We start from the raw sequence: 24,100 nt of genomic DNA on the forward strand, positions 1-24,100 counted from the left end.
CCAGAATTACTTTGCAGCAATTCCACCTTAGATTTTAAATATCTATTTGTCTAAAGTCAATATAATGTTTTTATATAATAATTCTAAAATATATTGACATAGTATGTACACTGTATGTATTATTATTAAATAAAAACTATGTAAAATTATGAACTACAAATTAGATAAATACGAACAAGAAATAGAGATTAATTTTGGAAAACAACCTAGTATTAAAAACCAGGATGATCTTGGTCTATTTCAAAATGCGGCTAAAACACATCTAAAACAAAAACATCCGATTACCATAAGAGTAGCCCAGCAGGATATTGAAGCTATAAAAATTAAAGCTTCAAAGGCTGGATTAGCATATCAAACATATATTAATATGCTGATTCATAAAGAAGCCACAAGATTATAGATGTTGTTAGGTAGTGTAAGTTGATTAAATTTAGATATAATTATGAGAAAAATTCGAAATTATTACTTGAAAGGGGGATAGGCTTTGAAGAAATAATTCAGGCTATAGCAGATGGAAATCTGCTAGATATAACGAAACATCACAATCAAGAGCAATATCCTGATCAGCAGATTTTATATGTAAGAGTAGTAACTGAAGTATATGCTGTACCTTACATCAAAGAAGATAAAGAAACTATTTTTCTAAAGACACTATTTCCAAGTAGAAAAGCAAGAAAAAAATTTTTAAGTTAAATCTCACTCAAATTGGTAAAGGAAACAATTGATATAAATTATTATTTCAAATCACTATCACAATTGGGGTTTTGTTGAGAAAGTTTATCATTATCAGAAGTAGCGGGTTTAATTCTGCCAATCATTTCATCTACTGATACTTGAAAATAATCTGCTAGGGCTACTGCGATTTGGCTATTAAAAGTTTTTTGTTCTCTCTTACCATTAACAAACCCATGTAAAGAATTATTACTAAAGCCTATTTCAATACTTAGTTTATACAAATTTAGATTTTGTTTTTCTGCTTTGTCAATCAGAAACTTTTTTATATTAGAAATGATATCACTTGGTGTAATTTTACAAAATTCTGGACTTTCTGTATTAGGTAAAGAAAGATATTGATTTCTTCCTACAACTTCGTCCATAGAACAGTTAAAATAGTCAGCTATTTTCAATATATTATACATTTGAGTAGTAGAGCTTAACCCGTTCATAATACTAGTAATATTATTATAAGAAATACCACTTTGCTTAGAAAGCTCTTTTCTTGTTAGTTTGAGTTCTTCAAATTTTGATTCTAAAAATTGTTGTATTTTTTTAACAAGAGTCATACAGGAATTCAAGGATTAAGTAAAAAACAAAAACTCGCGCGGTGAAATTATTTACTTGACACCCCAAAATAATTATATTAGACTGCAAAAATAGAATGAGACCAAAAAAAAGAGGTCAGTAACTGCTGACTAATTTTTTAGAGCCAAAATACATATTTTGGCTTAGCTGTCCGAGAGTCATTGCGAGACCACGTGAGTGTAGTGGCAATCCACTTTTCTGGATTGCTTCGTCGCCACTAAAGTGGCTCCTCGCAATGACGAATCGGATTAGCTATAAGTCTCGTTCTAAAAAGTCCAGTGTAACAACTCAAGCGTTTAGCTTATTAATAGGCTAAAACTTGAATATTACATTGAGCAAACTAGTAAGTACTTGAAGGTTTCGCGACTGAAAGTACTTACTAGCTAAATTAATTAATCCAATAGCTATTGCTATTAAATTACAACCGTTATTGAGGTGTACTTATGATCATACACAAATCTCTTCCATTAGTCAAACTCTATTATTTTTGCAGTCTCATAACGTAAGTATTAGCAATATCGGCGTCATTGCGAGGAGCTACTTTAGTGGCAACGAAGCAATCCATAAAAGTGGATTGCCACGACCACTATGTGGTCTCGCAATGACATGTATGCCTATAACTCGTCATTGCGAGGAGCTACTTTAGTAGCGACGAAGCAATCCATAAAGTAATTAGAAATGGACTGCTTCGTCGGCTCACGCCTTCTCGCAATGACGTATATGCAACCCAAGACGTAATTAGTAGAGAAGATTATGAAAGATAACCCGCAGCCCACTAATATTCTTCAAGAGGATAGTAATGAGGTTGTAGAACAAATAGAAGAATCACAAGACTTATTTATTTTAGCAGATTCATCTCTGGGTATAGAAGAATTAGACCCGATTACCGAAGCCATCAGGCAGGAAATCTTGCAAAAACAGCGTGATATTTTAAGAGAATATATATCCCAGAATCATGATGCAACCGTAGCTGGCTATGAAGATAAGGAATTTGCTGAATATCTTAAAAATGTCAATAATAGAGCAATAATTGATCAAGCCTTTGCAAATGCTGAAGTTAAAGCTGAACTAGAAAGAACAGAGATAGTTGGATATAGGAAAGTTCATCATAATTTTGCTGATCAATTTCATACAATGAACTGGCAAGATGGTGATAGGCAAGGTAATGTCAGAAGCCAGATAGTAAGAAATGATTCAGGTGATGAGTTAGCTACTATCAAGGAAACAACTCATAAAATTAATGCTCTAGTTTCTTTGTCAGATGGCACTGTTAAGCAAATCAATAGCTATAGAACCATAGATTTTCCAACAGAATTGGCAAGTAAAAATGGTTCAATGCATTTGTCATTAGCCGTACAAGATGAAAATGGTCGAAATATTGCTAAAGATCGAGCAGTATATTTTACCGCTCATTATGATAGTCAAGGTAAATTGTCAGAAATCAGTAGCCCAAAACCAGTGAGATTTAATGGTGAAGCAGATGAGGCAATAGGCTATATAGAACATCTAGGACATGTCTATAGTTTGCCAGTAACCCAAGGTAAATATCGAGAAATGATGATAGCTTTGGAGAAGAATAAAGGGCAAGATATTGACTTCTCTCAAACTATCACTACTGCTCAGGATATGATGATTACTGCTAATACTGTCAATAGTAGTGATTTATCAATGCAAGAAGAAAAGAAATATCAATCGACCTTAGATGGATTAAAACCAGCAACTGACTTGCGAGATCAACAAAGAAAATCATTACAACAATTTGCCGAGCAATCTCCTGCTTCAGTAGGCAAGTTATAGCACTTAACATATGGATTCAAATAAGTTATAATGATAAATAATAAAAAAATTTTATAATAGCAATATGGCATCCCCCTACAGTTACGATTTACGTTCTAGAGTTATAGAACATTATGAGAAATATAAGAAAGTAGCACTTACATGCGAAACCTTTAAAATTAGTCGGTCAATAATCTATGATTGGATTAGATTAAAGAAACAAACTGGAGATATAAAGTCAAAGGAGGGATACCAGAAAGGATATGGTCATAAAATCCCTGATTTATCGGAGTTGCGTCATTTAGTAGAAAAAGGTAACTCGTTAACGCTTACAGAAATAGCAAAAGAATTAGATAATGTTGCAAGTATAATGACTATCAGCCGAGCTTTAAAGAAACTCAACATTACTCGAAAAAAAAGACATATGCGTATAAAGAAAGAGATGAAGGAAAGCGACAAGATTTTCTCAGTGAATTAGAAAAAGTGCCGAAAGAGAAACGTGTTTATCTTGATGAAGCGGGCATAAATGATAATGAATCATATGAATATGGATGGTCAATGAAAGGAAGTCGTTGTAATGGGAGTAAATCGGGAAAACGTAGTGAAAGGTATACTTGCAGCAAAACTGCATAACTCTATTAAATTTTTTTGGTAGTATGAATTTATTTTATAAATTTGGGTTCCTACTATGCAAATATCACCGATTAGTAAAAAAACTGGTTGAAAAACTATCAGTTATACTATAACATTTCAATTATTAAACGTAATGAATGAATCAAAATGAAAAAGCCAAAAGTAGCGACCTTAAGTGCTGAGGAACGAGAAGAACTAATACAACATATTAAGGCAAGTTCATTAACAGGAGATGATCAGCAAGCGGTGATAGAACTTGTGAAATTTTGTAACGAACTAATAGACAAGCTAGCATCATCAAACATCAGTATAAATAAGCTTAAGGAGATGATGATTGGTTTTAAGGCAGATAACAAAAAAAAGATAGTTCAGATTCATTAAAAGAACCACCGAGTGAATCTGATAATAAGAATGGTGGTAATGAAGAAGAGTACGATGAGTCCAAGAAGAGAGATCGCAGTAATTGGCAAGGTAAATATGGATTTGATGATTATCAGGATGCGAATACCAGCTATTTATCTCCTGAGAATTTTTGTAGTGGTGATAGCTGTCCTCACTGTGATAATGGTAAACTCTATAATAGTGAAGCTAGAAAATTGCTACAATTTACAGGTAATGCTCCAATTACAGTCAACAGATATGTAAAGAAAACGTTACGCTGTAATGCTTGCGATTATACAGTTATGAACAATAAAAATATCAACAAATGGACAAATAGTAGCAAAAGTGCAATAGTGTTACAAAAGACCTACGGTACTCCCTTCTATCGTTTATCTAGGTTGCAAAGTTTAAGCGGGGTTCCTGTATCCCATAGCTCGTTGTGGCAACAATATTTAGATGTTTGGCAAGAAGGTGGTGGAGCTGAAATTTACAGGGTATTATTGGAAATGGCTGCCGAATGTAGTTCACTGAACCTTGATGATACTAGAGCCAGGATTTTAGAAATTACTGTAGCCAATAAAAAATTACGTACTCAAAATAAGAAAGGACGCAGCTGTTATACCACTACTATATGTGCTAAAACTACAAATAATGAGGTGATAGTTTTATATTTTACCGGTAATAAGCATGGCGGGGAAAATATTGGTAACGTACTAAAGAATCGTAAGAATAGGACTGATTCTATTCATTTAATGACTGATGCAAGTAACAATAATAACCCGGTATTATCAGAAGCAGATAAAGAATTACTGGCAATAATAGTGATGATCAATTGTTTGTCACATGGGCAGAGAAAATTTACAGAGAATGAACCATATTACCCTGAAGAATGCGGATATTTTCTCAAACAGACTGGTGGGATTTACCATAATGAACATCAATGTAAAGAGATGAGCCTTGAGGAAAAGCTGAAGTACCATCAGGAACATAGCAGTAAATATATAGAAAACATATATAACAAAATAGACGAATTATTTAACGACAAGAAAGTTGAGCCTAATAGTAGGTTTGGGCAAGCTATGAAATATTGGTTAAATAATAAAGAAGGTTTGACGCAATTTTTGAAAATTCCAGTTAGCAGTCTTGATAATAATTGGGCTGAGAGGTCACTACGTACCATTATTTTACAAAGGAAGAATTCATTATTCTTTAAAACAATCAATAGTGCTGAGATACATAGTGGTCTGTATAGTATAGTAAAGACTTGTAGTGAGAACGAGATCAATGCCTTTAAATATTTAAATTGGCTGCAAGAGCAGAGCAGCAAAGCAAAGAAGCATCCTACGAATTATACGCCTTTTGCCTATGCAAGATATATAAATAATACGGAATTAATCGAGACGGCAGCTTAAATGACAGGAAGCCAATCATTAGAGAGTTTGGCAGAACTAGGATCACCATTATGAATAAGAATGTGTAAGGTTCTATAACAAATCTGATAAGATGAATTATCAGATGGGGAAAGTTTTGCCGTAAATTTACCTTTGGATAGGCGTTTAGAGCATAACCAAAAGCCTTGACCATCAAAGGACAAAATTTTAATGGCAGTTCTGTTTTTATTATAGAATAAAAACAAGGAACCATTAAGAGGGTTGGAAGAAAGTTTTTGTCTGCAAACAGCTATTAAACCATCGATACCCTTACGAAAGTCGATGGCAATAGTGGCAACAAAAATAACTGACTGAGGGGTTAGTTGCAGCATAGAAATGTCTGAATTATGATTTTTGGATCCAATGTTTGGATAATAAGCTTGGTACCATTTGGTTTAATAATGTGGCAAGTGTAGTAATTTTGTTTGGGAGTAGCCACAGGATCAGTATCTATAGAATTTACTAGTTGAAATGGAAGGAAATTAATATCTTGTTGCAGTTTTGCTGCAAGTATACGTTGAATTGAACTAATTATTGTTTTATTAATATTGAGATGTTTGGCTATATCTTTGCAAGAATAGTGATGGAGTAGCTGGCGAACTAATTCCTTTAGATGGTTTGGTATGGGATCAAACTTGTTAGTTTTAGTTTGACGCCAGGCTTTAAATTGCTGAGCTACTTGCTCAATAGTAATTGATGGTATTTGCATAGTAGGAACCCAAATTTATAAAATAAATTTTATACTAACAAAAAAATTAGATAGAGTTATGCAGTTTTGCTGCAAGTATACAACTATTCTGATTTAACGCACCAATAAAACTTGTTCTTTCACTACGTTTTCCCGATTTACTCCCATTACAACGACTTCCTTTCATTGACCATCCATATTCATATGATTCATTATCATTTATGCCCGCTTCATCAAGATAAACACGTCTCTCTATCGGCACTTTTTCTAATTCACTGAGAAAATCTTGTCGCTTTCCTTCATCTCTTTCTTTATACGCATATGTCTTTTTTTTCGAGTAATGTTGAGTTTCTTTAAAGCTCGGCTGATAGTCATTATACTTGCAACATTATCTAATTCTTTTGCTATTTCGTATACTTGCAGCAAAACTGCATAACTCTATCTAATTTTTTTGTTAGTATAAAATTTATTTTATACATTTGGGTTCCTACTATGCAAATACCATCAATTACTGTTGAGCAAGTAGCTCAGCAATTTAAAGCCTGGCGTCAAACTAAAACTAACAAGTTTGATCCCATACCAAACCATCTAAAGGAATTAGTTCGCCAGCTACTCCATCACTATTCTTGCAAAGATATAGCCAAACATCTCAATATTAATAAAACAATAATTAGTTCAATTCAACAAGCCCATCAACCTTCCCTCAAAACTTCTCCTACCTCAACTTCAAATAAAGTTCTACAACACGATATTAATTTTCTCCCATTTCAACTAGTAAATTCTATAGATACTGATCCTGTGGCTACTCCCAAACAAAATTACTACACTTGCCACATTATTAAGCCAAATGGTACCAAGCTTATTATTCAAACACTAGAGCTAAAAACCATAATTCAAACATTTCTATGCTGCAACTAACCCCTCAGTCAGTTATTTTTGTTGCCACTATTGCCATCGACTTTCGTAAGGGTATCGATGGTTTAATAGCTGTTTGCAGACAAAAACTTTCTTCCAACCCTCTTAATGGTTCCTTGTTTTTATTCTATAATAAAAACAGAACTGCCATTAAAATTTTGTCCTTTGACGGTCAAGGCTTTTGGTTATGCTCTAAACGCCTATCCAAAGGTAAATTTACGGCAAAACTTTCCCCATCTGATAATTCATCTTATCAGATTTGTTATAGAACCTTACACATTCTTATTCATAATGGCGATCCTAGTTCTGCCAAACTCTCCAATGATTGGCTTCCTGTCATTTAAGCTGCCGTCTCGATTAATTCCGTATTATTTATATATCTTGCATAGGCAAAAGGTGTATAATTCGTAGGATGCTTCTTTGCTTTGCTACTCTGCTCTTGCAGCCAATTTAAATATTTAAATGCATTGATCCCGTTCTCACTACAAGTCTTTACTATACTATACAGACCACTATGTATCTCAGCACTATTGATTGTTTTAAAGAATAATGAATTCTTCCTTTGTAAAATAATGGTACGTAGTGACCTCTCAGCCCAATTATTATCAAGACTGCTAACTGGAATTTTCAAAAATTGCGTCAAACCTTCTTTATTATTTAACCAATATTTCATAGCTTGCCCAAACCTACTATTAGGCTCAACTTTCTTGTCGTTAAATAATTCGTCTATTTTGTTATATATGTTTTCTATATATTTACTGCTATGTTCCTGATGGTACTTCAGCTTTTCCTCAAGGCTCATCTCTTTACATTGATGTTCATTATGGTAAATCCCACCAGTTTGTTTGAGAAAATATCCGCATTCTTCAGGATAGTATGGTTCATTATCTGTAAATTTCCTCTGTCCATGTGATAAACAGTTGATCATAATTATTATTGCTAGTAATTCTTTATCTGCTTCTGATAATACTGGGTTATTATTGTTACTTGCATCAGTCATTAAATGAATAGAATCAGTCCTATTCTTACGATTCTTTAGTACGTTACCAATATTTTCCCCGCCATGCTTATTACCGGTAAAATATAAAACTATCACCTCATTATTGGCAGTCTTAGCACATATAGTAGTGGTATAACAGCTGCGTCCTTTCTTATTTTGAGTACGTAATTTTTTATTGGCTACAGTAATTTCTAAAATTCTAGCTCTAGTATCATCAAGATTCAGTGAGCTACATTCGGCAGCCATTTCCAATAATACCCTGTAAATTTCAGCTCCACCACCTTCTTGCCAAACATCTAAATATTGTTGCCACAACGAGCTATATGATACAGGAACCCCGCTTAAACTTTGCAACCTAGATAAACGATAGAAGGGAGTACCGTAGGTCTTTTGTAACACTATTGCACTTTTGCTACTATTTGTCCATTTGTTGATATTCTTATTGTTCATAACTGTATAATCGCAAGCATTACAGCGTAACGTTTTCTTTACATATCTGTTGACTGTAATTGGAGCATTACCTGTAAATTGTAGCAATTTTCTAGCTTCACTATTATAGAGTTTACCATTATCACAGTGAGGACAGCTATCACCACTACAAAAATTCTCAGGAGCTAAATAGCTGGTATTTGCATCCTGATAATCATCAAATCCATATTTACCTTGCCAATTACTGCGATCTCTCTTCTTGGACTCATCGTACTCTTCTTCATTACCACCATTCTTATTATCAGATTCACTCGGTGGTTCTTTTAATGAATCTGAACTATCTTTTTTTTGTTATCTGCCTTAAAACCAATCATCATCTCCTTAAGCTTATTTATACTGATGTTTGATGATGCTAGCTTGTCTATTAGTTCGTTACAAAATTTCACAAGTTCTATCACCGCTTGCTGATCATCTCCTGTTAATGAACTTGCCTTAATATGTTGTATTAGTTCTTCTCGTTCCTCAGCACTTAAGGTCGCTACTTTTGGCTTTTTCATTTTGATTCATTCATTACGTTTAATAATTGAAATGTTATAGTATAACTGATAGTTTTTCAACCAGTTTTTTTACTAATCGGTGATATTTGCATAGTAGGAACCCAAATTTATAAAATAAATTCATACTACCAAAAAAATTTAATAGAGTTATGCAGTTTTGCTGCAAGTATACATTAAATTAACTAATTTATTCAGTGTTTCAGTAATATTTTTTTTAATTATTACCTCTCCCTTGGATTTTTTTGATCCTAGCTCGTCTAACTCGACTTCAAGGAGAGAAACTATCTTAGTAATAAAACTATATAATGTGGCAATTGTGTCGTTTGTCATAATCTATCTCCACCATCTATAGGCTTCAGACCGACAAGAGACCTTTTCTCGTTTAAAGTCATAAAACTAGCATTAGAGATTTTAGCCCATAAATTCTCACGTTTTTCGGTCAATGCTGAAATACTATCACGATCAAAATCAATAATAATCTCCTCTTGATACCAGTGTGACAACCAGTTACCTAAAGCATCTGATAATTTATCAAGCAACGGAATTAACGTCTCTTCCCACAGAGCTAATCTAGCTTCTTGCATATTACTATAAGTATTATCACCATTAATACCTAGCAATTGAGGGGGGATACCAAAAGCCAAAGCTATCTCCCTAGCTGCAGAATTTTTTGCCTCAATAAAATCCATATCTTTTGGATTAATACTCATTTCTTGCCAATCAAGCCCACCTTCTAAAAGAAGAGGCTTACCAGAATTATTACTACTGGTAAATTTCTCGGTAAGTTGCTCATGTAGCCTATCAAACTGTTCATCACTAAGATAACCATTCGTTTCTTTGACTATCAATGCTCCACTTGGACGAGCACCATTCCTCAGTAAAGAACTATTCCAACTAGTAGCTTGTGAATGCAAATCAATTGATAAGGAAGCTGCATCAAGACAAGATAGCCCATAATAACAGTTAGTAGGATGATAATTCTTCAAATGTAACACCTTACTCATTCGATCAATTGGTGAAATAGGATAAATTTTTTCTCCACTACTACTCATATATCGGTACGCTACTGGGGAATTCCTTTCTAACACTAATTCAGTTGAATTGGCAGGTAATAAGTAAATCTCTCGGGGACGATTATTTATTGATGTTGCTAAAATATAAGCATTACCATATAACAGCTTACTTGCTATCACTTCACCAAAGAAATCTGCTCCGGCTTTTTCTGGATTAGGTTTTTTCAATAAATTATAAACAGGATGATTTGGCATTTTCTCCAAAGAACCTCGATTATTTTTATTAACTATCCAGGGGACATGACTTGCTGACTGGGCTATTAAATTCACACATCGATAAACTATAACATTTCGACGATACGCCTCTATCCCAACTTTCACATCCCTAAATTCTGAATTCCCTAAATTAGTAAAATCAATAAATGTATGTGATTTACAATTCTTGGCTTTAAAAACTTTTTTAAGATATTTTGTTATCATACTCACCTAAAATAAATTTCTTGTAATTATAGCTAACCCGATTAGTATTTAATCATAATAAACTGGCGTCATTGCGAGGAGATCATAAGATCGACGAAGCAGTCCTGTTTTGTGTTAACCTTGCGAACGCAGCTATCTAGATTCCCGCCTACGCGGGAATGACAATAAAACTGTAATGTCATACCTGCGAACGCAGGTATCTAGACTCCCGCCATTCTAAAACATTAATGGGTTAGTTCTATTTACTTATAACATTATTTTATAGCTGCACTAAGTGTTGACGCATAAATATTTGTCAAATATTTAAATTTTTAAATTGAATTACATGCTAATCACTTTTATGGATTGCTTTGTCGACCTACGGCCTTCTCGCAATGACGCTTTGCTAAAAGTACTTTCGTCATTGCGAGACCACGCAATGGTCGTGGCAATCCATTTTTGGTTACTTTTATGGATTGCTTTGTCGCTACTGTAAGTAGCTCCTCGCAATGACGGTGGCACCCTTGTTGATAAAACTATTTGTGGGTAAAAGTAGGCTCGCAATGGTGGAGTAATGTTAGTCGGGTTAGCTATAAAGAGAAATGTTCACAACAAACTTAGTAAAATTGCTTGTCATTTTGTTTCCATTATATTAAAGTATACCATTACATTGCTCTAAATATAAGTTAGGGTAGTATTAACGATAACAATTTTATCAAGGCAGTTATCATGTTTAACGTTCTTAAGTATTTTAAATATTCGTTTACAACTATTTTTTTGATAGTGCCAATGCTTGCTTGTGCCAACATAGAACCCAAATATGAGGTCAGAAATATTACTCCGCCAAATTTAGAGGAAGCTCATCTTGGAGAAAAGATATCGTGCCATCGTCCTATGAGACATGGGGCACCTAATATGAGCGTTGAACGCCAGGGTAATAAAATTATCGCTAATAATTATGGTCATGGAGGTAGTGGTTGGACATTAGGACCAGGCTCAGCACACTATGTTAATCGGTTGCTTGAACAATCAAAATATTCTTCAGACCTTAAAAAATCAACAGCTATAACAATCATTGGTGCTGGAGTTTTAGGATTATACACTGCTTATGATTTGGTAGAGAATGGTTATACAGATATAACGATCGTTGCTGACCGTTATGATCATTTAACTTCACACAATGCTGGTGGATTGCTCGCACCAGTATCTATGGACAATAATCATAAGATGGAAAAAGTTATTAATAAAATAGGTGTTGATGCTTATAAATTTTATGAACAAATAGCAAAGAATGCTAACCCATACATTAAGAAGGGAGCAATTATTACTCCATCTTATTTTGAGAATAGGAAGTCATCAGATTTAGAACCTTATGTTGTCGCTAAAGTTATGAAGCCGGCAAAAGACGTTATTCTTGACTTTGGTAATGGAACCACCCGCAAAATGGTTGTTTATGATGATGGTATCTTCATGGATACGGCTACTCTGATGACAGAATTAACAGATTACTTAAAACCTAAGGTAAAGTTTGTACAAAAGAAAATTACTGCATTTTCTGAAATTGATACTAAATATATCATTAATTGTACTGGTCTCGGAGCAAAAGAGCTTAATAAAGATAATACGCTAGTTCCGGTGCAAGGACATTTAATTATGCTAAAAGACCAAAAACCACAAGATTTACAGTATATGATTTTAGTATATTTACCGCATGGCAAAACTGAATCTGGACAAGATGTAGAACGGGCTTTTTATGTATTTCCTAAAAAGTTAGCAGGTAGTGGTTCTAACGATATTGGGGTAATTGGTGGCACATTTATTGAAGGAGCAACACCAGATACACCGAATAATAAAGAATTTGATATTATGATAAAAAATGCTAAAGAATTTTACGGTATAAAATAAGACGTCATTGCAAGGGGTGTGTAAGCACGACAAAGCAATTTGTAAGTTGTCATTCTTTAACTCTAGATACCTCTGCTTTCGCAGGTATGACATCACAGCTTTAGTGTCCATTCCCGCACTCCCTTGTCATTCCTGCGTAGGCAGGAATCTAGATACCTCTACTTACGCAGGTATGACAAGTTAAACCTTGCGGTATGACACAAAACAGGATTGCTTCGTTGTAAGATGTCATTCCCGCGTAGGCGGGAACATAAAATAGAACTAAAAAGTCCTGATATTTTATAGATTCCCGCCTACGCGGGAATGACATCTTTTCCGTTGGGTAAATGTTAGTCGGGTTAATTGTAAAAGCCAAATTCGCGTAAAATGGTTTAATGCAAGATGCATTATATGTAAAAAATTTAAACAGTGAGTTATAATAATGTCTGCTCAAATAATAGAATTGTTAATTTTTGCTGGAGTCGCTTTTTTTATTATAAATAGGTTAATTGCTACGCTTGGCACTACATCAGAGGATGATCCAGCTAAACACAAATCTTCCTTTTTTGGTGAAACAGCAATTAGAGACGTTACTTATACAGCAAAAACTGCTACTAGTGGTATTTTTAAGAAAAACACACCTCAGGTAAGCCCCTTCCCTATCAATCCTATGGAATTTGATGGGTTAATAGTTGACGAAAATTCTGTGGATATAATAGCTGGAATTCAAGCTATATCTGCTAAGCTTCCATCATTTCAAGCAAGAAAATTTTTGCATAGTGCAAAAGCAGCTTTTGAGCTGATCATTGAAGCTTCTAATGATGACGATATTGAAGATTTACTAACATTGGTGGATAAAAGATATATAAAAGAATTTCATATTTTTTCTGAAACTTATGGAGAATTTGTTCATGGTAGCACATTAGATGCCAAAATTTCTGAAGCCTATACCTTTGCTAATAACATTTTTATAAAAGTATTATTCACGGGTAAAAAGATAACTAGTAAGATAAAAAACATGCAAGAAGAATGGACGTTCTCTAGAAGTCTTATCTCTAAAAACACAGATTGGTTTTTAACTAATGTTACTCGCCAAACAGCAGAGGGGCAACCAACTTTCTAGCTTCTGCTGATTCACCAGTATAAATTATATTTTGGTAATTAAGTTTGATAGCAGTAAATAAAGCCGCGTGATCATTTTCTACATTAACGATGATTTTTACGATTTGGGAGAATTCTTTGGTTAGTGTTTTAAAAATATAATCAAGCACTAGCATACCGTAATATCTCGTACTACCACTTTTATTAGTTAAAATAACAGGATCGTGAAATTTAGACAAAAACTCTCGTGCATCACTTAAGTTTTCTATTGTATAAGATGTTGGATTTAACATTTTATGAACCTATCTGTATTGGCACTATATCTAATCGGTTAAAGTTTTAGATAGCTTCACTAAATGGGTTAGCTATATAAATTTTGTAGTTCATAAGACCCATGCTCATGCTATCACTTATAAAAATACGAGTCAATAGTTCTTGTTAATAACTCATGCTTGGCTCTACCCATAGTACCCTATATTTTTTATTCTATCGTAAAAATAGCAAAAAATTATAAGGATATTATGCTACACAAGCGTCATTGCGAGGAGTATGTAAGCACGACGAAGCAATTGTAAGTTGTCATTCTTAGCAACGGCGGGAATCTAGATACCTCTATAGTGAAACCTATTGAATTAGGTGACACAAACTTTGTGTTATACCTGCGAAAGCAGGTATCTAGATTCCCGCCGTTGCTAAGAATGACAACTTACAATCGTTATGTTTTTATCACCTAATCCTATGGGCATAACTATAACAAAGAAATTATCTAGAACTTTAACGGGTTAGCTATATATCGAGGTTAAATTAGTTTAATTGTGGATGTTATATTGAAATAACAAGGAAATTGTGATATTTAGTCTTCCAAGACTGACAGTGCATTAAAACACAAAAGACTTTTTAGATAACTGTCCAAAAAGATGGATATAACTCCTGAATATGACAACTAATCGCAAGCACTCTTATTTTATTTGTTTCTTCTTACTAGGTCTAGTTGCAGGAGGAAATTTTTCATTGGTTACATTTACTATTCATTACCAATTATCACAAGCAGGATATTCAACTGATATTATTGGGGTGATGTTTCTAACATCTTTGCCCTATTGCTTAAAACCAATATTATCACCTTTTATTGATAAATATTCTATACCCATTATATGCAGAAAATTTGGTCAACGTCGTGGATGGGCACTAGCTGCCCAAGGATGTTTATTAGTTGCTACTAGTGGATTCTTAATTATACACCCTCCTGTTAATATAGTTATTACTGCAATTTTAAATTTTACTATTTCCTGTTGTGCAGCAACTCAAGATATTATTTTAGATGCTTATCGTATAGAACGCTCTGCAACAAAGGAAGAACTCTCAATTGCCACAACTTTTAGTAACACGGGGTTTCGTATAGGAATGCTTATTAATAGTACAGGGGCATTATATGTATCTTGCATCTTTAATTGGCATTTGGTATATCTATGTACCTTTTTTATAACAATGGCAGCCCCGATAATAATCTTATACATGCAAGAGCCTGCTACAAAAAAAACGGAACACATTTTTACTAATTTACTTTCATTTACCCAATATTCTCAAGTCATTGGTGATAGCTTACTATTATTAAAACGAAACCATCCAAATTGGATGTTCATTATGCTGTTTATTTTTCTATATAAAGCAAGTGACTCAATTCCTATGGCAATGAGTTCTCCATTATTTATTGATTTGTCTTTTACCTCCCAAGAAATTGCTTCTATTTCAAAAACCTATGGATTCATACTAATGACCTTTGGGGGGATTGTTAGCGGTATTTTAACTGCAAGAATAGGAATATATCGAAGTCTCCTAATATGTGGTAGTCTACAATTACTATCTCCCCTAATGCTAATGTTTTTATCTATAGTAGGTCATGATATAGTTATATTTACTATAACTATTACTGTACAAAATTTCTGTTGTGGGCTTGGTAATACCGTGCTGGTTATTTATTTTTCTAGTTTATGCAATAGCCAATTGATTGCCACGCAGTACTCTATTATTTCCTCTTTTAGTTCTTTCGTACGGATCATTTTATCCTGTTTATCTGGTATTTGTGCAAATTCTATGGAATGGTCCAATCTTTTTTTATTTACTACGTTATTTAGTATGTTATTTGTATTAGCTTTTTTAAGGATACATAAAATTTAATAATGATAATTTTTTTTGATTTTTACAAACTCTATTGACAACAATAGGATTTTGTGTTGAAATTATGTTATGCTATGTTTTAATTACGTACATCGAAGAGCTAATAAATAGGTGTTACGAGATGATTCTAATTTATTTATTATATTATACTTAAATAGCAGGTAAATTATGAAAATCAGTTCTATATTCTGTGGTCTGACTGCTTATACGGTAGCATTTTTTTCTGCTAGCCCAATTGAAAACAATACAGGCAATAAATTAATTGGTATTAATAACAGTACTAGTAATTCCCCAAATAATTCAGCCCTTATTTCGACATGGCTTGAAGAAGGTTATAAAGATGTTCCTGTAGTATATGGAGACGTTTCTACAGTATATCCTGGAAACGTTTCTATAGCAGAACTTCCTAAAGATTTTTTCTCTAAAACATCTTCTTGGAGTGATTTAGCAAAGCGATTTATAGATTTTTTTCCTACGTCATGGCTTTGGAATAACGAGAATAATATCCCCCAAATAACTACCATTGAGAATAATAAAGAATTTGAATTAGAAGGATCAGAATTACCTAATTTATTTGGGCAAGATGAATCAAGTTGTCCTGGAGTAATTCAAGAGAGATGTTGGGATTTTCCAGGCGGTAAAAAAAAATCTTTTGAAATACCCGACTTTAGTACAGGGGGTCAGTTTAGTTGCGAAGAGTTTAAGGCTAGCAATGGAACAATAATTCACCCTACATTTAACGTGGATTATAAACCTGGTAGCATTAAGCCAGGACTTACACCTGCATACGGAAAAACGCGAGGGTGTGATGTAAAAGAAGATACCCCTGGTCATATAGTAGCCTCGAATTGCGATAGTTTAAGTTTAAATATATGTCTTTCTGATCATCCAGGTGAAGTAGATTTTACTATTACTAACCCTAGCGATGTGGAAATCATTGGGGTTGATTGTGAAGCTTCGGTATGTTAGCAAGCAAAAAATAGCTCTTTAGGGATATGATATAGTTTAAAAAGCAGCAATAGTCGCATAGCTTTCCCTTTTGCTATGCGATTATCTTCGTCATTGCAAAAAGGCTCGAGCCATAGTACCCTACATTTTTTATTTTGTAGTGAAAGTGTAATTCGACATAATGTATCAATTTAAGAAAAAAACCGATCTCTAACTGTCATTGCGAGGAGCCACTTTAGGCGACGAAGCAATCCAAAAGACCAGAAGTGGATTGCTTCGTCGTGCTTACACACTCCTCGCAATGACGCTTGTGTAGCATAATATCCTTATAATTTTTTGCTATTTTTACGATAGAATAAAAAATGTAGGTACTATGGACTCGAGCCGACAAAGCAATTCCAGTTTGTGTCATACCTGCTTAAGTTTAATGTCATACCTGCGAAAGCAGGTATCTTAGATTCCCGCCTACGCGGGAATGACAACTTACAACAGTATCTAGAGATTCCCACCTACGCGGGAATGACAATTTAATGTAGGCTACTATAGCTTCGCTCGCTCACCCCTTGTTTATTGCCCCCATTCTTCAAATCATTTGAGTGTATAGATCGTATTCAAACAAAATTAAGGCTTATGATATTTCTCAATCATCCAATCTATAAATGTATTATCAACAGACTGCTTCTTTAGAGCATATTCATATACTTCTTTTATTAGACTTGTAAGATTGGCAAATGAAAAGTTTAAATTTCTTTCAATTAACATATTAATGGTTAAACTAGTGGCTTTGCTAAAGATTTTCATCTGATCAACAGTCAACACCCCAAGATTTATTTCACTATCAACAATAAGAGCTTCCAAATTAACATCTAAGGCTTTAGCAATTAGTTGTAAATTACTAGCACTAGGATTTTTTGAGCTACCATACAAAATGCTATAAACAGTATTTCTACTTATTCCAGTTTTCTTCTCTATCTCTACAGCATTGATATTTTTTTGAACCATTAACGAGTTAAGTTTGGTCTGTAAGTTCACCATAAGATAACACTTTGTTTATAAAAATTAATGTCTCTAAATATTAAGGTATCTCCATCAAAAAGTAAACAAATAATAATTGATTTATTTGCCTCCTAAACAATTGTGCTTAAAGATCAACAATCTTCATAATGTTCCTATATGATAAGATAGGCTTTACTTAACGCTCAATGGGAACGGAGCAAAGATTAGTCTGGTAAAATCTATTGTAAATATTGATGCAATTTATTGCCATTTTCCTTAAGCCATAATCTAGCCAACTTATAATCCGGATAGACTCTTGCCACTAAATGCCAAAAATATTTACTGTGATTCATTTCCATTATATGACATATTTCATGCACCACTAAGTATTTTAATATTTTTTTTGGAGCAAAAATAAGCCGCCAATTAAAAGTAAGCACAGTCTTACTGGAGCAACTACCCCATTTGTTCTTATTATTCGTAATTTTTATTTTACTAAAGTTTATATTATGTTCTTTACTCAGAAGAGTAGCCAGGCTCATTGCTTCTAGTAACAATCTGTCTTGCAAGAATCGTATTAAGGTACTCTTATGTTGAAAAGGTGGAGAATATATCTGAATAATATCCTCTTCTATTTGCACTTTATTATAATCCGCATCAATATGTAGTAATGAGTATATTCTGTCAAAGATTGTTATGGTATTATTATCTATGGGATCTTGTTTTGAAATATCTGGCAATTTCCGTCTTATCCAAGATTCTTTTTCTAATAGAAATTTATATCCTGCATTAAAATTTTTATTAGGCAGAACTAATTCAGCTCCTTTGTAATTTATTCTAATGGCAATGCGTTTAGCTTTATTACTACATCTTATTGGAATGTCAATATCATGACCGAGCTTATTTAAAGTAATAAAATTTGGTATTAATTGCTGCTGATTATTCATATTTAAGATCTAATATTATTTATGTTATTGACAATCAGAGGAGTATATAACACTTAAAAAAGATGTGGGTAATAGTTCATTGCAAGGTGTACGAAGCACAACTGTTGAAAGTTAGAAGAGGAAACGGTTTTAGATAGTGTACTTTAAAAGTTGTATGTGATCAACGTCATTGCGAGAAGACCGTAGGTCAACGAAGCAATTATAAGTTGTCATTCCCGCACTCCCTTGTCATTCCCGCGTAGGCGGGAATCTATATCCCTGCTTTCGCAAGGTTAACACAAAAATGGATTGCTTCGTCGGCTCACGCCTCCTCGCAATGACGCCAGTTATTTTCCTGCAACTTTTAAACTGCCATGATGACCTCTAAACCCGCTCTACCTTCTAACTTTCGACAGTTGTGGTGTACGAAGCAGGATGACAGCTTTGTTATTTTGTTCCTTTATTTGTCAATACCCAATTACTATCCAAATAATCATTACTATATTTAGCCAAATATTCCTGATACTTACCTTTAAAGTCAGTAATAGTTTGATGTGATAGTGCAATAATCCTTGTGGCTATACTGCTAGCAAAGTCTCTATCATGAGTTACCAATATCAAAGTACCTGGGTAGTTAATTAGTGCATTTTTTAGCATATGCTTAGATTCAATATCTAAGTGATTGGTTGGCTCATCTAAAACTAATATGTTACCTTCTTCCAAGATAATTTTGGCTAATAATAAACGTGCTCCTTCTCCTCCACTCAAATTTAAAATATTCTTGTTTGCTTCATCTTTACGGAATAATAACTGACCTAATATACTACGCAGAGTATTATCATTCTCAGTAGGTATTTGGTTGGATAACCAATCAATAACGTTGATATTTTCATTTAATAATTCATGATGATCCTGAGCAAAATAAGAAATTTGAGTTTCATATCCCCATTCATAACTTCCCAAATCTGAGGATATTTTACCAAGAAGAATTTTTAGTAAAGTGGATTTACCAATACCATTTGGACCAATAATAACAATTTTTTCCCCTCGTGTTACGGTAAAACTTACATTATTTAATATTTTTTTATTTTCATAATTTTTAGAAACGCCCTTAACTTGTAATACTAATTTTCCAGATGGTCTTTTTTGCTTAAAATTAAAATATGGACTAATACGTGAACTTTTTTGTATATCAGGTAGTTCCATTTTCTCTATTTGCTTTTCCCTTGAGCTACTTTGCTTAGCTCTACTAGCTGAAGCCCGGAATTTATCAACAAAAACCTGCATAGTAGCAATTTTCTTCTCTATATTAGTAAGATCCTTAAGCTTTTGGTCGGCAACTAGCTGTTTATCACGAATAAAAATATCATAATTACCAGTATAAGTTTTGATGGTACCATAATCTATATCAAGAATATGGGTAGAAATATTATTAAGAAAAGCCAGATCGTGTGAAATAAATACTAAAGCACCTCTGAATTTTTGCTTTAGATAATTTTCCAGCCAATAAATCGAAACTATATCAAGATGGTTTGTCGGTTCATCAAGTAGTAATATATCAGGATTATTGAATAAACTTTGTGCTAGTAATACTCTAAGTTTATATCCACCGGATAAAACGGATAATGGTTGATGATGATATTTTTCCTGTATCCCTAGACCCAGTAGCAACTCAATGGCAAAAATTTCCGAGATATATCCATCGTTATCAGCGATAATTTGTTCCAACTCACCTAACCGATAACCGCTTTGCTCATCACATTGCTCATTCTCTAGTATTTTTTCCTTTTCTTGCAGAGCTTGCCATAATTCACTTCTACCAGCAATAACAGTATTAATAATTGAAGTATTTTCATAAAGAAACTGATCTTGTTTCAAGCAACCAATACGAGCCTTCTTGAGTATATTAACTTCACCAATGCTTGATTCCTCTTCTTTAATTAGAACTTTAAAAAAAGTGGATTTACCAGCACCATTTGCTCCAACAAGTCCATATCTATTACCATTTCTGATATGAACATTTACGTCGGTAAATAATATTTTTGCACCATAACTCATGGCTAAATTAGTTGTAATAATCATAAAGTATAATTAGGTAATAATGTGCCATTTTTTAATCGTAACTTAACCTGTTTAAGTGATCTCGGACATGCATCAATCACTTCAAGTTCGACCTGTTCTTCAATATCAATTTTAGTACCAACCGAAGGCACATTACCTACTTTTGCTAAGACTAGACCACCAATTGTATCGAATTCATCATTTTCTGTTTTTAATTTCACACCAAGAGCTAATTCAAGCTCCTCAACCTTTACCCTGGCATTCGATAAAATGGTATTATTATTGATAATTTTGAAATTATCATTATCCGATTTTTTATCATGCTCATCATCTATTCTACCAACTATCTCTTCCATAATATCTTCAATGGTTACAATGCCATCAGTTCCTCCATATTCGTCAACAACTATAGATATCTGCACACGATCTCTTCGCATCTTTGCTAATAAATCTATCAATTTCATTGAAGGGGCAGAAATGATAGGTTTACGAATTATTCTTTTTAACGGCAAATTTTGCTTAGTAACAAGTATCTTAAACAAATCCTTTATATGAACAAAACCAACTATATTATCCAACGTTTCATCATAAACCAACGTTCTAGTATGAGGTATTTTGCTATTAAGCATTTGGCTTAACTCCTCTATGCTAGTGGTTAATTTTACTGCCTTAATGTCAGATCTAGGGATCATTACATCTTCTACAGTTTTATGACCAAATTTCAAAAGGTTCATGAAAATCTTTTGTTCTTCTAACGTCATTTTCTTACTGTTAGATTTTAGCTTTTTAATAGTATAATAAAAATTATCCTCTATCTTTTCTTTGGAAAACAGACGAGAGAACCAAGATTTAAGAATGTCAAATTTTGAAGGGTTTTTAAGCATAGCCTTTTTAGAGTTAATAGAGGGAAGATCTTCTTTTTTCACATAACCTAGAAATAATTAGTTAATATGGAGAAATAATAGCAAAATCCTTTAATATTTCTACTTCTAAATTTTCCATAATAGTTGCTTCCTCATCATCTTGGTGATCAAAACCAAGTAAATGCAAAATACTATGTACCAAAAGATGTATAAAATGATCTCCAAAGTTTTTATTTTGACTTATAGCTTCGCTCTGAATTATTTCATAGCCAAAAGCTATGTCTCCTAAATACATATAATCTAAGTTAGGAGTAAATTCAAGTAAATGCCGAAAATCTAATTCTATATCAGGAAATGATAGCACATTTGTAGCTTTCCCCTTACCACAAAATTGGCTATTCAAATTTAACATTTCATTATTATCAGTTAGTAATATCGCTAGCTCAAACCTTGCCACTCCTTTAAAATTCTTATATTTACTTAGTATAGCACACACAACCTTCTTCACTAATAGTTTATTGATAAATTTATGATTTTTCCAATCTTGATAGGTTCGAATAATTTCTACATCGATTTTCATAATATAACCTTTTTGGATGGGACTGACCAGATTAGTATTTGTCCATTTGTTTCAAACAAAAAGATGTCATTCCCGCGTAGGCGGGAATCTAGATACCTGCTTCCGCAGGTATGACACAAAACAGGACTGCTTCGTTGTAAGTTGTCATTCCCGCGTAGGCGGGAATCTATATCCCGCACAGGGATGACAAACATTATTCGGCTAAATACTAGCCGGGTTAGCTATAGATTGACCAAATATGGCTTTTTCAGTTGATTTAAATAGCTTTAATTATATAGTTTTATAGTAAATTTGCACTACTTTTTATTAATTTTTTGCTTTACGAATTATGTAAGAATTTTTAGGCAAAACTTTTAGAAAACATAATAAATGGCTTGCATAAAAAATGAAATCTACTACAATTAATGTAGTGGGTTAATGTAAGGTAGCTACTATTATGATAACATATCTTAACAATATTATCCAACCTGATAAGGGTTCACAATTTGAAGTAAAAATAAAGTGTACCGCAGGCAATGATATTATTAATGATGCTCCTACGACAGCATGGGAAGGAATAACCTTATCAATAAATAATAATCAGTTTATTGTAACCTTTGACGCTAATCCTGCTCACCCTATCACAGGTTGTCATTTTATGCATAATGGTCACTTAGAATTTAACTATAATAATTATTATTATACCCATGAAGTATCAAACAAAACGCATGTTACTTTAGGTGGTGCTGATGACGTACAATTTACGGACTTAGTATAAGTTCCCAAACGTCATTGCGAGGAGGCATGAGCCGACGAAGCAATCCAAAAAATTGTAACGGCAAAAATAAAACAGCAAGCTGTTACCTGGATTGCCACGATCACTACGTGGTCTCGCAATGACGGTTATTAGTTTCTATAACCTAGTATTTTATGTCATTAATTGCGTCTTTTAAACTACCATGATTTAGTACAAAGAATTTTTTATTCAGCTATAATCTCTGATTTAACTAATTAAAATAAGTTGATGATAAAAATAGGTAATATTCAGCTACCTCATTCGGTGATATTAGCTCCAATGTCTGGGGTTACTGACCTACCATTTAGAAAATTAGTGCGAAAATTTGGTGCAGGTCTGGTAATCTCTGAAATGGTAGCAAGTAGGGCAATGATTATTGAAACAAGGCAATCTTTGCAAAGATGTGCAATCATTCAAGACGATGCTACTGGCTCATGTGTACAGATTGCTGGATGCGAACCTGATATAATAGCAGAATCGGCTAAAATGAATGAGGATATGGGGGCAAAGATTATTGATTTAAATTTTGGTTGTCCAGCTAAAAAAGTAGTAGGTGGCTATTCTGGTTCGGCTTTAATGCGAGATGAGAAATTAGCGGCAAAAATTTTAGAGACTACGGTAAAAGCGGTAAAAATCCCAGTAACTTTAAAAATGCGTACTGGCTGGGATGAGAATACTAAGAATGCACCAAATTTGGCAAAAATAGCCTATGATGCTGGCATCCAAATGATCACCATTCATGGTAGAACAAGGTGCCAGTTTTATTCTGGTCAAGCAGATTGGGAGTTTATAAGGCAGGTTAAGGATGCGGTAAAGATTCCAGTTATCGCTAATGGAGATATTACCTCATTATCTAAAGCTAAGGAGTGCTTACAAAAATCCGGTGCTGATGGTATAATGGTTGGTCGGGGAGTATATGGTAGACCATGGTTTATTTCTCAAATAGCCCATTATCTTGAAACAGGAGAAGAGCTTCCCTCGCCTTCAATGACAGAGCAGCTAGAGGTGATACTAAGTCATTATGATGCCATGTTAGAATATTACGGAAACGATACTGGCGTTCAGCTAGCTAGAAAACATATAGGTTGGTATAGTGGTGGTTTAGCAAATTCAGCGGAATTTAGAGGTGCGATTAATATGATGATTGATCCAGTTAAGGTTAAAAACAAGATCACTGAATTTTATGAAAAATGTTTTTAACCTTG

The 24,100-nt window shown here is 33.6% G+C and carries 34 protein-coding genes; 18 read left to right on the forward strand and 16 right to left on the reverse strand.

What is annotated here, in order from left to right:
• Positions 1-148: 148 nt before the first annotated feature.
• Both ACQH2P_RS01200 and ACQH2P_RS01205 read left to right on the forward strand, forming a co-directional pair.
• The gene (locus ACQH2P_RS01200; RefSeq protein WP_425362681.1) at positions 149-400 is read left to right on the forward strand and encodes a CopG family antitoxin; all 252 of its coding nucleotides are present in this window, start codon (positions 149-151) and stop codon (positions 398-400) included.
• Positions 401-420: 20 nt separating this feature from the next.
• Positions 421-693, forward strand: a complete 273-nt coding sequence (locus ACQH2P_RS01205) for a BrnT family toxin (RefSeq protein ID WP_425362682.1) — start codon at positions 421-423, stop codon at positions 691-693.
• Between the two features lie 41 nt (positions 694-734).
• On the opposite strand, the gene ACQH2P_RS01210 is transcribed toward ACQH2P_RS01205, so the two are convergent.
• Positions 735-1,283, reverse strand: a complete 549-nt coding sequence (locus ACQH2P_RS01210) for a helix-turn-helix domain-containing protein (protein WP_425362683.1) — start codon at positions 1,281-1,283, stop codon at positions 735-737.
• Between the two features lie 772 nt (positions 1,284-2,055).
• On the opposite strand from ACQH2P_RS01210, the gene ACQH2P_RS01215 reads away from it, so the two are divergent.
• The 6 genes from ACQH2P_RS01215 to ACQH2P_RS01240 all read left to right on the forward strand — a co-directional run bounded on the left by ACQH2P_RS01215 (position 2,056) and on the right by ACQH2P_RS01240 (position 5,504).
• Entirely contained in the window at positions 2,056-3,099 is a 1,044-nt protein-coding gene (locus ACQH2P_RS01215) for a Sca4 family protein (RefSeq protein WP_425362684.1), read from the forward strand.
• A gap of 64 nt (positions 3,100-3,163) precedes the next feature.
• Positions 3,164-3,556 carry a helix-turn-helix domain-containing protein gene (locus ACQH2P_RS01220; RefSeq protein WP_425362656.1) on the forward strand — a complete coding sequence of 131 codons (393 nt, stop codon included), beginning with the start codon at positions 3,164-3,166 and terminating at the stop codon, positions 3,554-3,556.
• A gap of 5 nt (positions 3,557-3,561) precedes the next feature.
• Positions 3,562-3,711, forward strand: coding sequence for a hypothetical protein (locus ACQH2P_RS01225; protein WP_425362685.1), 150 nt, complete (start codon positions 3,562-3,564; stop codon positions 3,709-3,711).
• Between the two features lie 147 nt (positions 3,712-3,858).
• On the forward strand, positions 3,859-4,092 hold the full coding sequence (locus ACQH2P_RS01230) for a hypothetical protein (RefSeq protein WP_425362589.1): 234 nt from the start codon (positions 3,859-3,861) through the stop codon (positions 4,090-4,092).
• 30 nt (positions 4,093-4,122) lie between these two features.
• Positions 4,123-4,356: a hypothetical protein gene (locus ACQH2P_RS01235; protein ID WP_425362621.1), complete on the forward strand. Its 234-nt coding sequence runs from the start codon at positions 4,123-4,125 to the stop codon at positions 4,354-4,356.
• Between the two features lie 38 nt (positions 4,357-4,394).
• The gene (locus ACQH2P_RS01240; protein ID WP_425362670.1) at positions 4,395-5,504 is read left to right on the forward strand and encodes an IS66 family transposase; all 1,110 of its coding nucleotides are present in this window, start codon (positions 4,395-4,397) and stop codon (positions 5,502-5,504) included.
• Here ACQH2P_RS01240 and tnpB (ACQH2P_RS01245) read toward each other — a convergent pair.
• From tnpB (ACQH2P_RS01245) to ACQH2P_RS01260, 4 genes are read right to left on the reverse strand one after another with little or no spacing between them, the layout of a single operon-like run.
• Positions 5,501-5,854 carry an IS66 family insertion sequence element accessory protein TnpB gene (gene tnpB, locus ACQH2P_RS01245; protein WP_425362591.1) on the reverse strand — a complete coding sequence of 118 codons (354 nt, stop codon included), beginning with the start codon at positions 5,852-5,854 and terminating at the stop codon, positions 5,501-5,503. The genes ACQH2P_RS01240 and tnpB (ACQH2P_RS01245) overlap by 4 nt on opposite strands.
• Complete coding sequence (locus ACQH2P_RS01250; RefSeq protein WP_425362660.1) at positions 5,842-6,231, reverse strand: hypothetical protein; 390 nt, start codon at positions 6,229-6,231, stop codon at positions 5,842-5,844. Before ACQH2P_RS01250 ends, tnpB (ACQH2P_RS01245) begins: the two co-directional genes overlap by 13 nt.
• A 46-nt stretch (positions 6,232-6,277) precedes the next feature.
• Positions 6,278-6,472: a transposase gene (locus ACQH2P_RS01255; RefSeq protein WP_425362655.1), complete on the reverse strand. Its 195-nt coding sequence runs from the start codon at positions 6,470-6,472 to the stop codon at positions 6,278-6,280.
• Positions 6,473-6,477: 5 nt separating this feature from the next.
• Positions 6,478-6,636, reverse strand: a complete 159-nt coding sequence (locus tag ACQH2P_RS01260) for an IS630 transposase-related protein (RefSeq protein ID WP_425362686.1) — start codon at positions 6,634-6,636, stop codon at positions 6,478-6,480.
• Between the two features lie 66 nt (positions 6,637-6,702).
• Between ACQH2P_RS01260 and ACQH2P_RS01265 the strand changes: the two genes are divergently transcribed.
• Both ACQH2P_RS01265 and tnpB (ACQH2P_RS01270) read left to right on the forward strand, forming a co-directional pair.
• On the forward strand, positions 6,703-7,128 hold the full coding sequence (locus ACQH2P_RS01265) for a hypothetical protein (RefSeq protein WP_425362592.1): 426 nt from the start codon (positions 6,703-6,705) through the stop codon (positions 7,126-7,128).
• Positions 7,116-7,469: an IS66 family insertion sequence element accessory protein TnpB gene (tnpB, locus tag ACQH2P_RS01270; protein WP_425362591.1), complete on the forward strand. Its 354-nt coding sequence runs from the start codon at positions 7,116-7,118 to the stop codon at positions 7,467-7,469. Before ACQH2P_RS01265 ends, tnpB (ACQH2P_RS01270) begins: the two co-directional genes overlap by 13 nt.
• On the opposite strand, the gene ACQH2P_RS01275 is transcribed toward tnpB (ACQH2P_RS01270), so the two are convergent.
• From ACQH2P_RS01275 to ACQH2P_RS01290, 4 genes are all read right to left on the reverse strand, one after another.
• Positions 7,466-8,575, reverse strand: coding sequence for an IS66 family transposase (locus tag ACQH2P_RS01275; RefSeq protein ID WP_425362590.1), 1,110 nt, complete (start codon positions 8,573-8,575; stop codon positions 7,466-7,468). The genes tnpB (ACQH2P_RS01270) and ACQH2P_RS01275 overlap by 4 nt on opposite strands.
• 302 nt (positions 8,576-8,877) lie before the next feature.
• Positions 8,878-9,111 carry a hypothetical protein gene (locus tag ACQH2P_RS01280; protein WP_425362589.1) on the reverse strand — a complete coding sequence of 78 codons (234 nt, stop codon included), beginning with the start codon at positions 9,109-9,111 and terminating at the stop codon, positions 8,878-8,880.
• Positions 9,112-9,258: 147 nt separating this feature from the next.
• Positions 9,259-9,441 (reverse strand): hypothetical protein, encoded by a 183-nt coding sequence (locus tag ACQH2P_RS01285; protein WP_425362687.1) that lies wholly within the window; start codon positions 9,439-9,441, stop codon positions 9,259-9,261.
• On the reverse strand, positions 9,438-10,604 hold the full coding sequence (locus ACQH2P_RS01290) for a phage portal protein (protein WP_425362688.1): 1,167 nt from the start codon (positions 10,602-10,604) through the stop codon (positions 9,438-9,440). Before ACQH2P_RS01290 ends, ACQH2P_RS01285 begins: the two co-directional genes overlap by 4 nt.
• Before the next feature lie 708 nt (positions 10,605-11,312).
• On the opposite strand from ACQH2P_RS01290, the gene ACQH2P_RS01295 reads away from it, so the two are divergent.
• Both ACQH2P_RS01295 and ACQH2P_RS01300 read left to right on the forward strand, forming a co-directional pair.
• Positions 11,313-12,488 carry an FAD-dependent oxidoreductase gene (locus tag ACQH2P_RS01295; RefSeq protein ID WP_425362689.1) on the forward strand — a complete coding sequence of 392 codons (1,176 nt, stop codon included), beginning with the start codon at positions 11,313-11,315 and terminating at the stop codon, positions 12,486-12,488.
• Between the two features lie 16 nt (positions 12,489-12,504).
• Positions 12,505-12,672, forward strand: a complete 168-nt coding sequence (locus tag ACQH2P_RS01300) for a hypothetical protein (protein ID WP_425362690.1) — start codon at positions 12,505-12,507, stop codon at positions 12,670-12,672.
• On the opposite strand, the gene ACQH2P_RS01305 is transcribed toward ACQH2P_RS01300, so the two are convergent.
• A complete protein-coding gene (locus ACQH2P_RS01305) occupies positions 12,637-12,798 on the reverse strand; it encodes a hypothetical protein (protein WP_425362691.1) in 162 nt (53 codons plus the stop codon). The genes ACQH2P_RS01300 and ACQH2P_RS01305 overlap by 36 nt on opposite strands.
• Positions 12,799-12,909: 111 nt before the next feature.
• Here ACQH2P_RS01305 and ACQH2P_RS01310 point away from each other — a divergent pair, with 111 nt between their 5' ends.
• A complete protein-coding gene (locus ACQH2P_RS01310) occupies positions 12,910-13,590 on the forward strand; it encodes a Tim44 domain-containing protein (RefSeq protein ID WP_425362692.1) in 681 nt (226 codons plus the stop codon).
• On the opposite strand, the gene ACQH2P_RS01315 is transcribed toward ACQH2P_RS01310, so the two are convergent.
• A complete protein-coding gene (locus ACQH2P_RS01315; protein ID WP_425362693.1) occupies positions 13,553-13,861 on the reverse strand; it encodes a hypothetical protein in 309 nt (102 codons plus the stop codon). The two genes, ACQH2P_RS01310 and ACQH2P_RS01315, sit on opposite strands and share 38 nt — an antisense overlap.
• A gap of 643 nt (positions 13,862-14,504) precedes the next feature.
• Here ACQH2P_RS01315 and ACQH2P_RS01320 point away from each other — a divergent pair.
• Entirely contained in the window at positions 14,505-15,746 is a 1,242-nt protein-coding gene (locus ACQH2P_RS01320) for an MFS transporter (protein ID WP_425362694.1), read from the forward strand.
• Between the two features lie 168 nt (positions 15,747-15,914).
• On the forward strand, positions 15,915-16,715 hold the full coding sequence (locus ACQH2P_RS01325; RefSeq protein ID WP_425362695.1) for a hypothetical protein: 801 nt from the start codon (positions 15,915-15,917) through the stop codon (positions 16,713-16,715).
• A 600-nt stretch (positions 16,716-17,315) separates the two neighbouring features.
• Here ACQH2P_RS01325 and ACQH2P_RS01330 read toward each other — a convergent pair.
• From ACQH2P_RS01330 to ybeY, 5 genes are all read right to left on the reverse strand, one after another.
• Positions 17,316-17,729 (reverse strand): helix-turn-helix domain-containing protein, encoded by a 414-nt coding sequence (locus ACQH2P_RS01330; protein WP_425362696.1) that lies wholly within the window; start codon positions 17,727-17,729, stop codon positions 17,316-17,318.
• Positions 17,730-17,929: 200 nt separating this feature from the next.
• Positions 17,930-18,637: a M48 family metallopeptidase gene (locus ACQH2P_RS01335; protein ID WP_425362697.1), complete on the reverse strand. Its 708-nt coding sequence runs from the start codon at positions 18,635-18,637 to the stop codon at positions 17,930-17,932.
• Between the two features lie 426 nt (positions 18,638-19,063).
• Positions 19,064-20,698 carry an ABC-F family ATP-binding cassette domain-containing protein gene (locus ACQH2P_RS01340; RefSeq protein ID WP_425362698.1) on the reverse strand — a complete coding sequence of 545 codons (1,635 nt, stop codon included), beginning with the start codon at positions 20,696-20,698 and terminating at the stop codon, positions 19,064-19,066.
• Positions 20,695-21,561: a hemolysin family protein gene (locus ACQH2P_RS01345; protein WP_425364076.1), complete on the reverse strand. Its 867-nt coding sequence runs from the start codon at positions 21,559-21,561 to the stop codon at positions 20,695-20,697. The genes ACQH2P_RS01340 and ACQH2P_RS01345 overlap by 4 nt, the downstream gene beginning before the upstream one ends.
• 61 nt (positions 21,562-21,622) lie before the next feature.
• Entirely contained in the window at positions 21,623-22,120 is a 498-nt protein-coding gene (ybeY, locus tag ACQH2P_RS01350) for an rRNA maturation RNase YbeY (RefSeq protein ID WP_425362699.1), read from the reverse strand.
• Positions 22,121-22,166: 46 nt separating this feature from the next.
• Between ybeY and ACQH2P_RS01355 the strand changes: the two genes are divergently transcribed.
• The 3 genes from ACQH2P_RS01355 to dusB all read left to right on the forward strand — a co-directional run bounded on the left by ACQH2P_RS01355 (position 22,167) and on the right by dusB (position 24,095).
• Entirely contained in the window at positions 22,167-22,307 is a 141-nt protein-coding gene (locus ACQH2P_RS01355) for a hypothetical protein (RefSeq protein WP_425362700.1), read from the forward strand.
• 249 nt (positions 22,308-22,556) lie between these two features.
• The gene (locus ACQH2P_RS01360) at positions 22,557-22,877 is read left to right on the forward strand and encodes a hypothetical protein (RefSeq protein WP_425362701.1); all 321 of its coding nucleotides are present in this window, start codon (positions 22,557-22,559) and stop codon (positions 22,875-22,877) included.
• A gap of 246 nt (positions 22,878-23,123) precedes the next feature.
• A complete protein-coding gene (gene dusB / locus ACQH2P_RS01365) occupies positions 23,124-24,095 on the forward strand; it encodes a tRNA dihydrouridine synthase DusB (protein WP_425362702.1) in 972 nt (323 codons plus the stop codon).
• Positions 24,096-24,100 lie beyond the last annotated feature (5 nt).

It is taken from the genome of Candidatus Tisiphia endosymbiont of Hybos culiciformis (assembly GCF_964030975.1).
Taxonomy (GTDB): Bacteria; Pseudomonadota; Alphaproteobacteria; order Rickettsiales; family Rickettsiaceae; genus Tisiphia.

Bases quoted from the DNA above. Each gene is read 5' to 3' on its own strand.
- ACQH2P_RS01275 (WP_425362590.1), bottom strand. From the start codon at position 8,575: ATGAACAATAAGAATATCAACAAATGGACAAATAGTAGCAAAAGTGCA.
- ACQH2P_RS01340 (WP_425362698.1), bottom strand. From the start codon at position 20,698: ATGATTATTACAACTAATTTAGCCATGAGTTATGGTGCAAAAATATTA.
- tnpB (WP_425362591.1), top strand. From the start codon at position 7,116: ATGCTGCAACTAACCCCTCAGTCAGTTATTTTTGTTGCCACTATTGCC.
- ACQH2P_RS01200 (WP_425362681.1), top strand. From the start codon at position 149: ATGAACTACAAATTAGATAAATACGAACAAGAAATAGAGATTAATTTT.
- ACQH2P_RS01335 (WP_425362697.1), bottom strand. From the start codon at position 18,637: ATGAATAATCAGCAGCAATTAATACCAAATTTTATTACTTTAAATAAG.
- ACQH2P_RS01230 (WP_425362589.1), top strand. From the start codon at position 3,859: ATGAAAAAGCCAAAAGTAGCGACCTTAAGTGCTGAGGAACGAGAAGAA.
- ACQH2P_RS01280 (WP_425362589.1), bottom strand. From the start codon at position 9,111: ATGAAAAAGCCAAAAGTAGCGACCTTAAGTGCTGAGGAACGAGAAGAA.
- ACQH2P_RS01310 (WP_425362692.1), top strand. From the start codon at position 12,910: ATGTCTGCTCAAATAATAGAATTGTTAATTTTTGCTGGAGTCGCTTTT.
- ACQH2P_RS01210 (WP_425362683.1), bottom strand. From the start codon at position 1,283: ATGACTCTTGTTAAAAAAATACAACAATTTTTAGAATCAAAATTTGAA.
- ACQH2P_RS01250 (WP_425362660.1), bottom strand. From the start codon at position 6,231: ATGCAAATACCATCAATTACTATTGAGCAAGTAGCTCAGCAATTTAAA.
- ACQH2P_RS01285 (WP_425362687.1), bottom strand. From the start codon at position 9,441: ATGACAAACGACACAATTGCCACATTATATAGTTTTATTACTAAGATA.
- ybeY (WP_425362699.1), bottom strand. From the start codon at position 22,120: ATGAAAATCGATGTAGAAATTATTCGAACCTATCAAGATTGGAAAAAT.
- tnpB (WP_425362591.1), bottom strand. From the start codon at position 5,854: ATGCTGCAACTAACCCCTCAGTCAGTTATTTTTGTTGCCACTATTGCC.
- ACQH2P_RS01295 (WP_425362689.1), top strand. From the start codon at position 11,313: ATGTTTAACGTTCTTAAGTATTTTAAATATTCGTTTACAACTATTTTT.
- ACQH2P_RS01240 (WP_425362670.1), top strand. From the start codon at position 4,395: ATGAACAATAAAAATATCAACAAATGGACAAATAGTAGCAAAAGTGCA.
- ACQH2P_RS01265 (WP_425362592.1), top strand. From the start codon at position 6,703: ATGCAAATACCATCAATTACTGTTGAGCAAGTAGCTCAGCAATTTAAA.
- ACQH2P_RS01220 (WP_425362656.1), top strand. From the start codon at position 3,164: ATGGCATCCCCCTACAGTTACGATTTACGTTCTAGAGTTATAGAACAT.
- ACQH2P_RS01360 (WP_425362701.1), top strand. From the start codon at position 22,557: ATGATAACATATCTTAACAATATTATCCAACCTGATAAGGGTTCACAA.
- ACQH2P_RS01345 (WP_425364076.1), bottom strand. From the start codon at position 21,561: ATGCTTAAAAACCCTTCAAAATTTGACATTCTTAAATCTTGGTTCTCT.
- ACQH2P_RS01215 (WP_425362684.1), top strand. From the start codon at position 2,056: ATGAAAGATAACCCGCAGCCCACTAATATTCTTCAAGAGGATAGTAAT.
- ACQH2P_RS01235 (WP_425362621.1), top strand. From the start codon at position 4,123: ATGGTGGTAATGAAGAAGAGTACGATGAGTCCAAGAAGAGAGATCGCA.
- ACQH2P_RS01315 (WP_425362693.1), bottom strand. From the start codon at position 13,861: ATGTTAAATCCAACATCTTATACAATAGAAAACTTAAGTGATGCACGA.
- ACQH2P_RS01290 (WP_425362688.1), bottom strand. From the start codon at position 10,604: ATGATAACAAAATATCTTAAAAAAGTTTTTAAAGCCAAGAATTGTAAA.
- ACQH2P_RS01305 (WP_425362691.1), bottom strand. From the start codon at position 12,798: ATGTCATTCCCGCGTAGGCGGGAATCTATAAAATATCAGGACTTTTTA.
- dusB (WP_425362702.1), top strand. From the start codon at position 23,124: ATGATAAAAATAGGTAATATTCAGCTACCTCATTCGGTGATATTAGCT.
- ACQH2P_RS01330 (WP_425362696.1), bottom strand. From the start codon at position 17,729: ATGGTGAACTTACAGACCAAACTTAACTCGTTAATGGTTCAAAAAAAT.
- ACQH2P_RS01320 (WP_425362694.1), top strand. From the start codon at position 14,505: ATGACAACTAATCGCAAGCACTCTTATTTTATTTGTTTCTTCTTACTA.
- ACQH2P_RS01325 (WP_425362695.1), top strand. From the start codon at position 15,915: ATGAAAATCAGTTCTATATTCTGTGGTCTGACTGCTTATACGGTAGCA.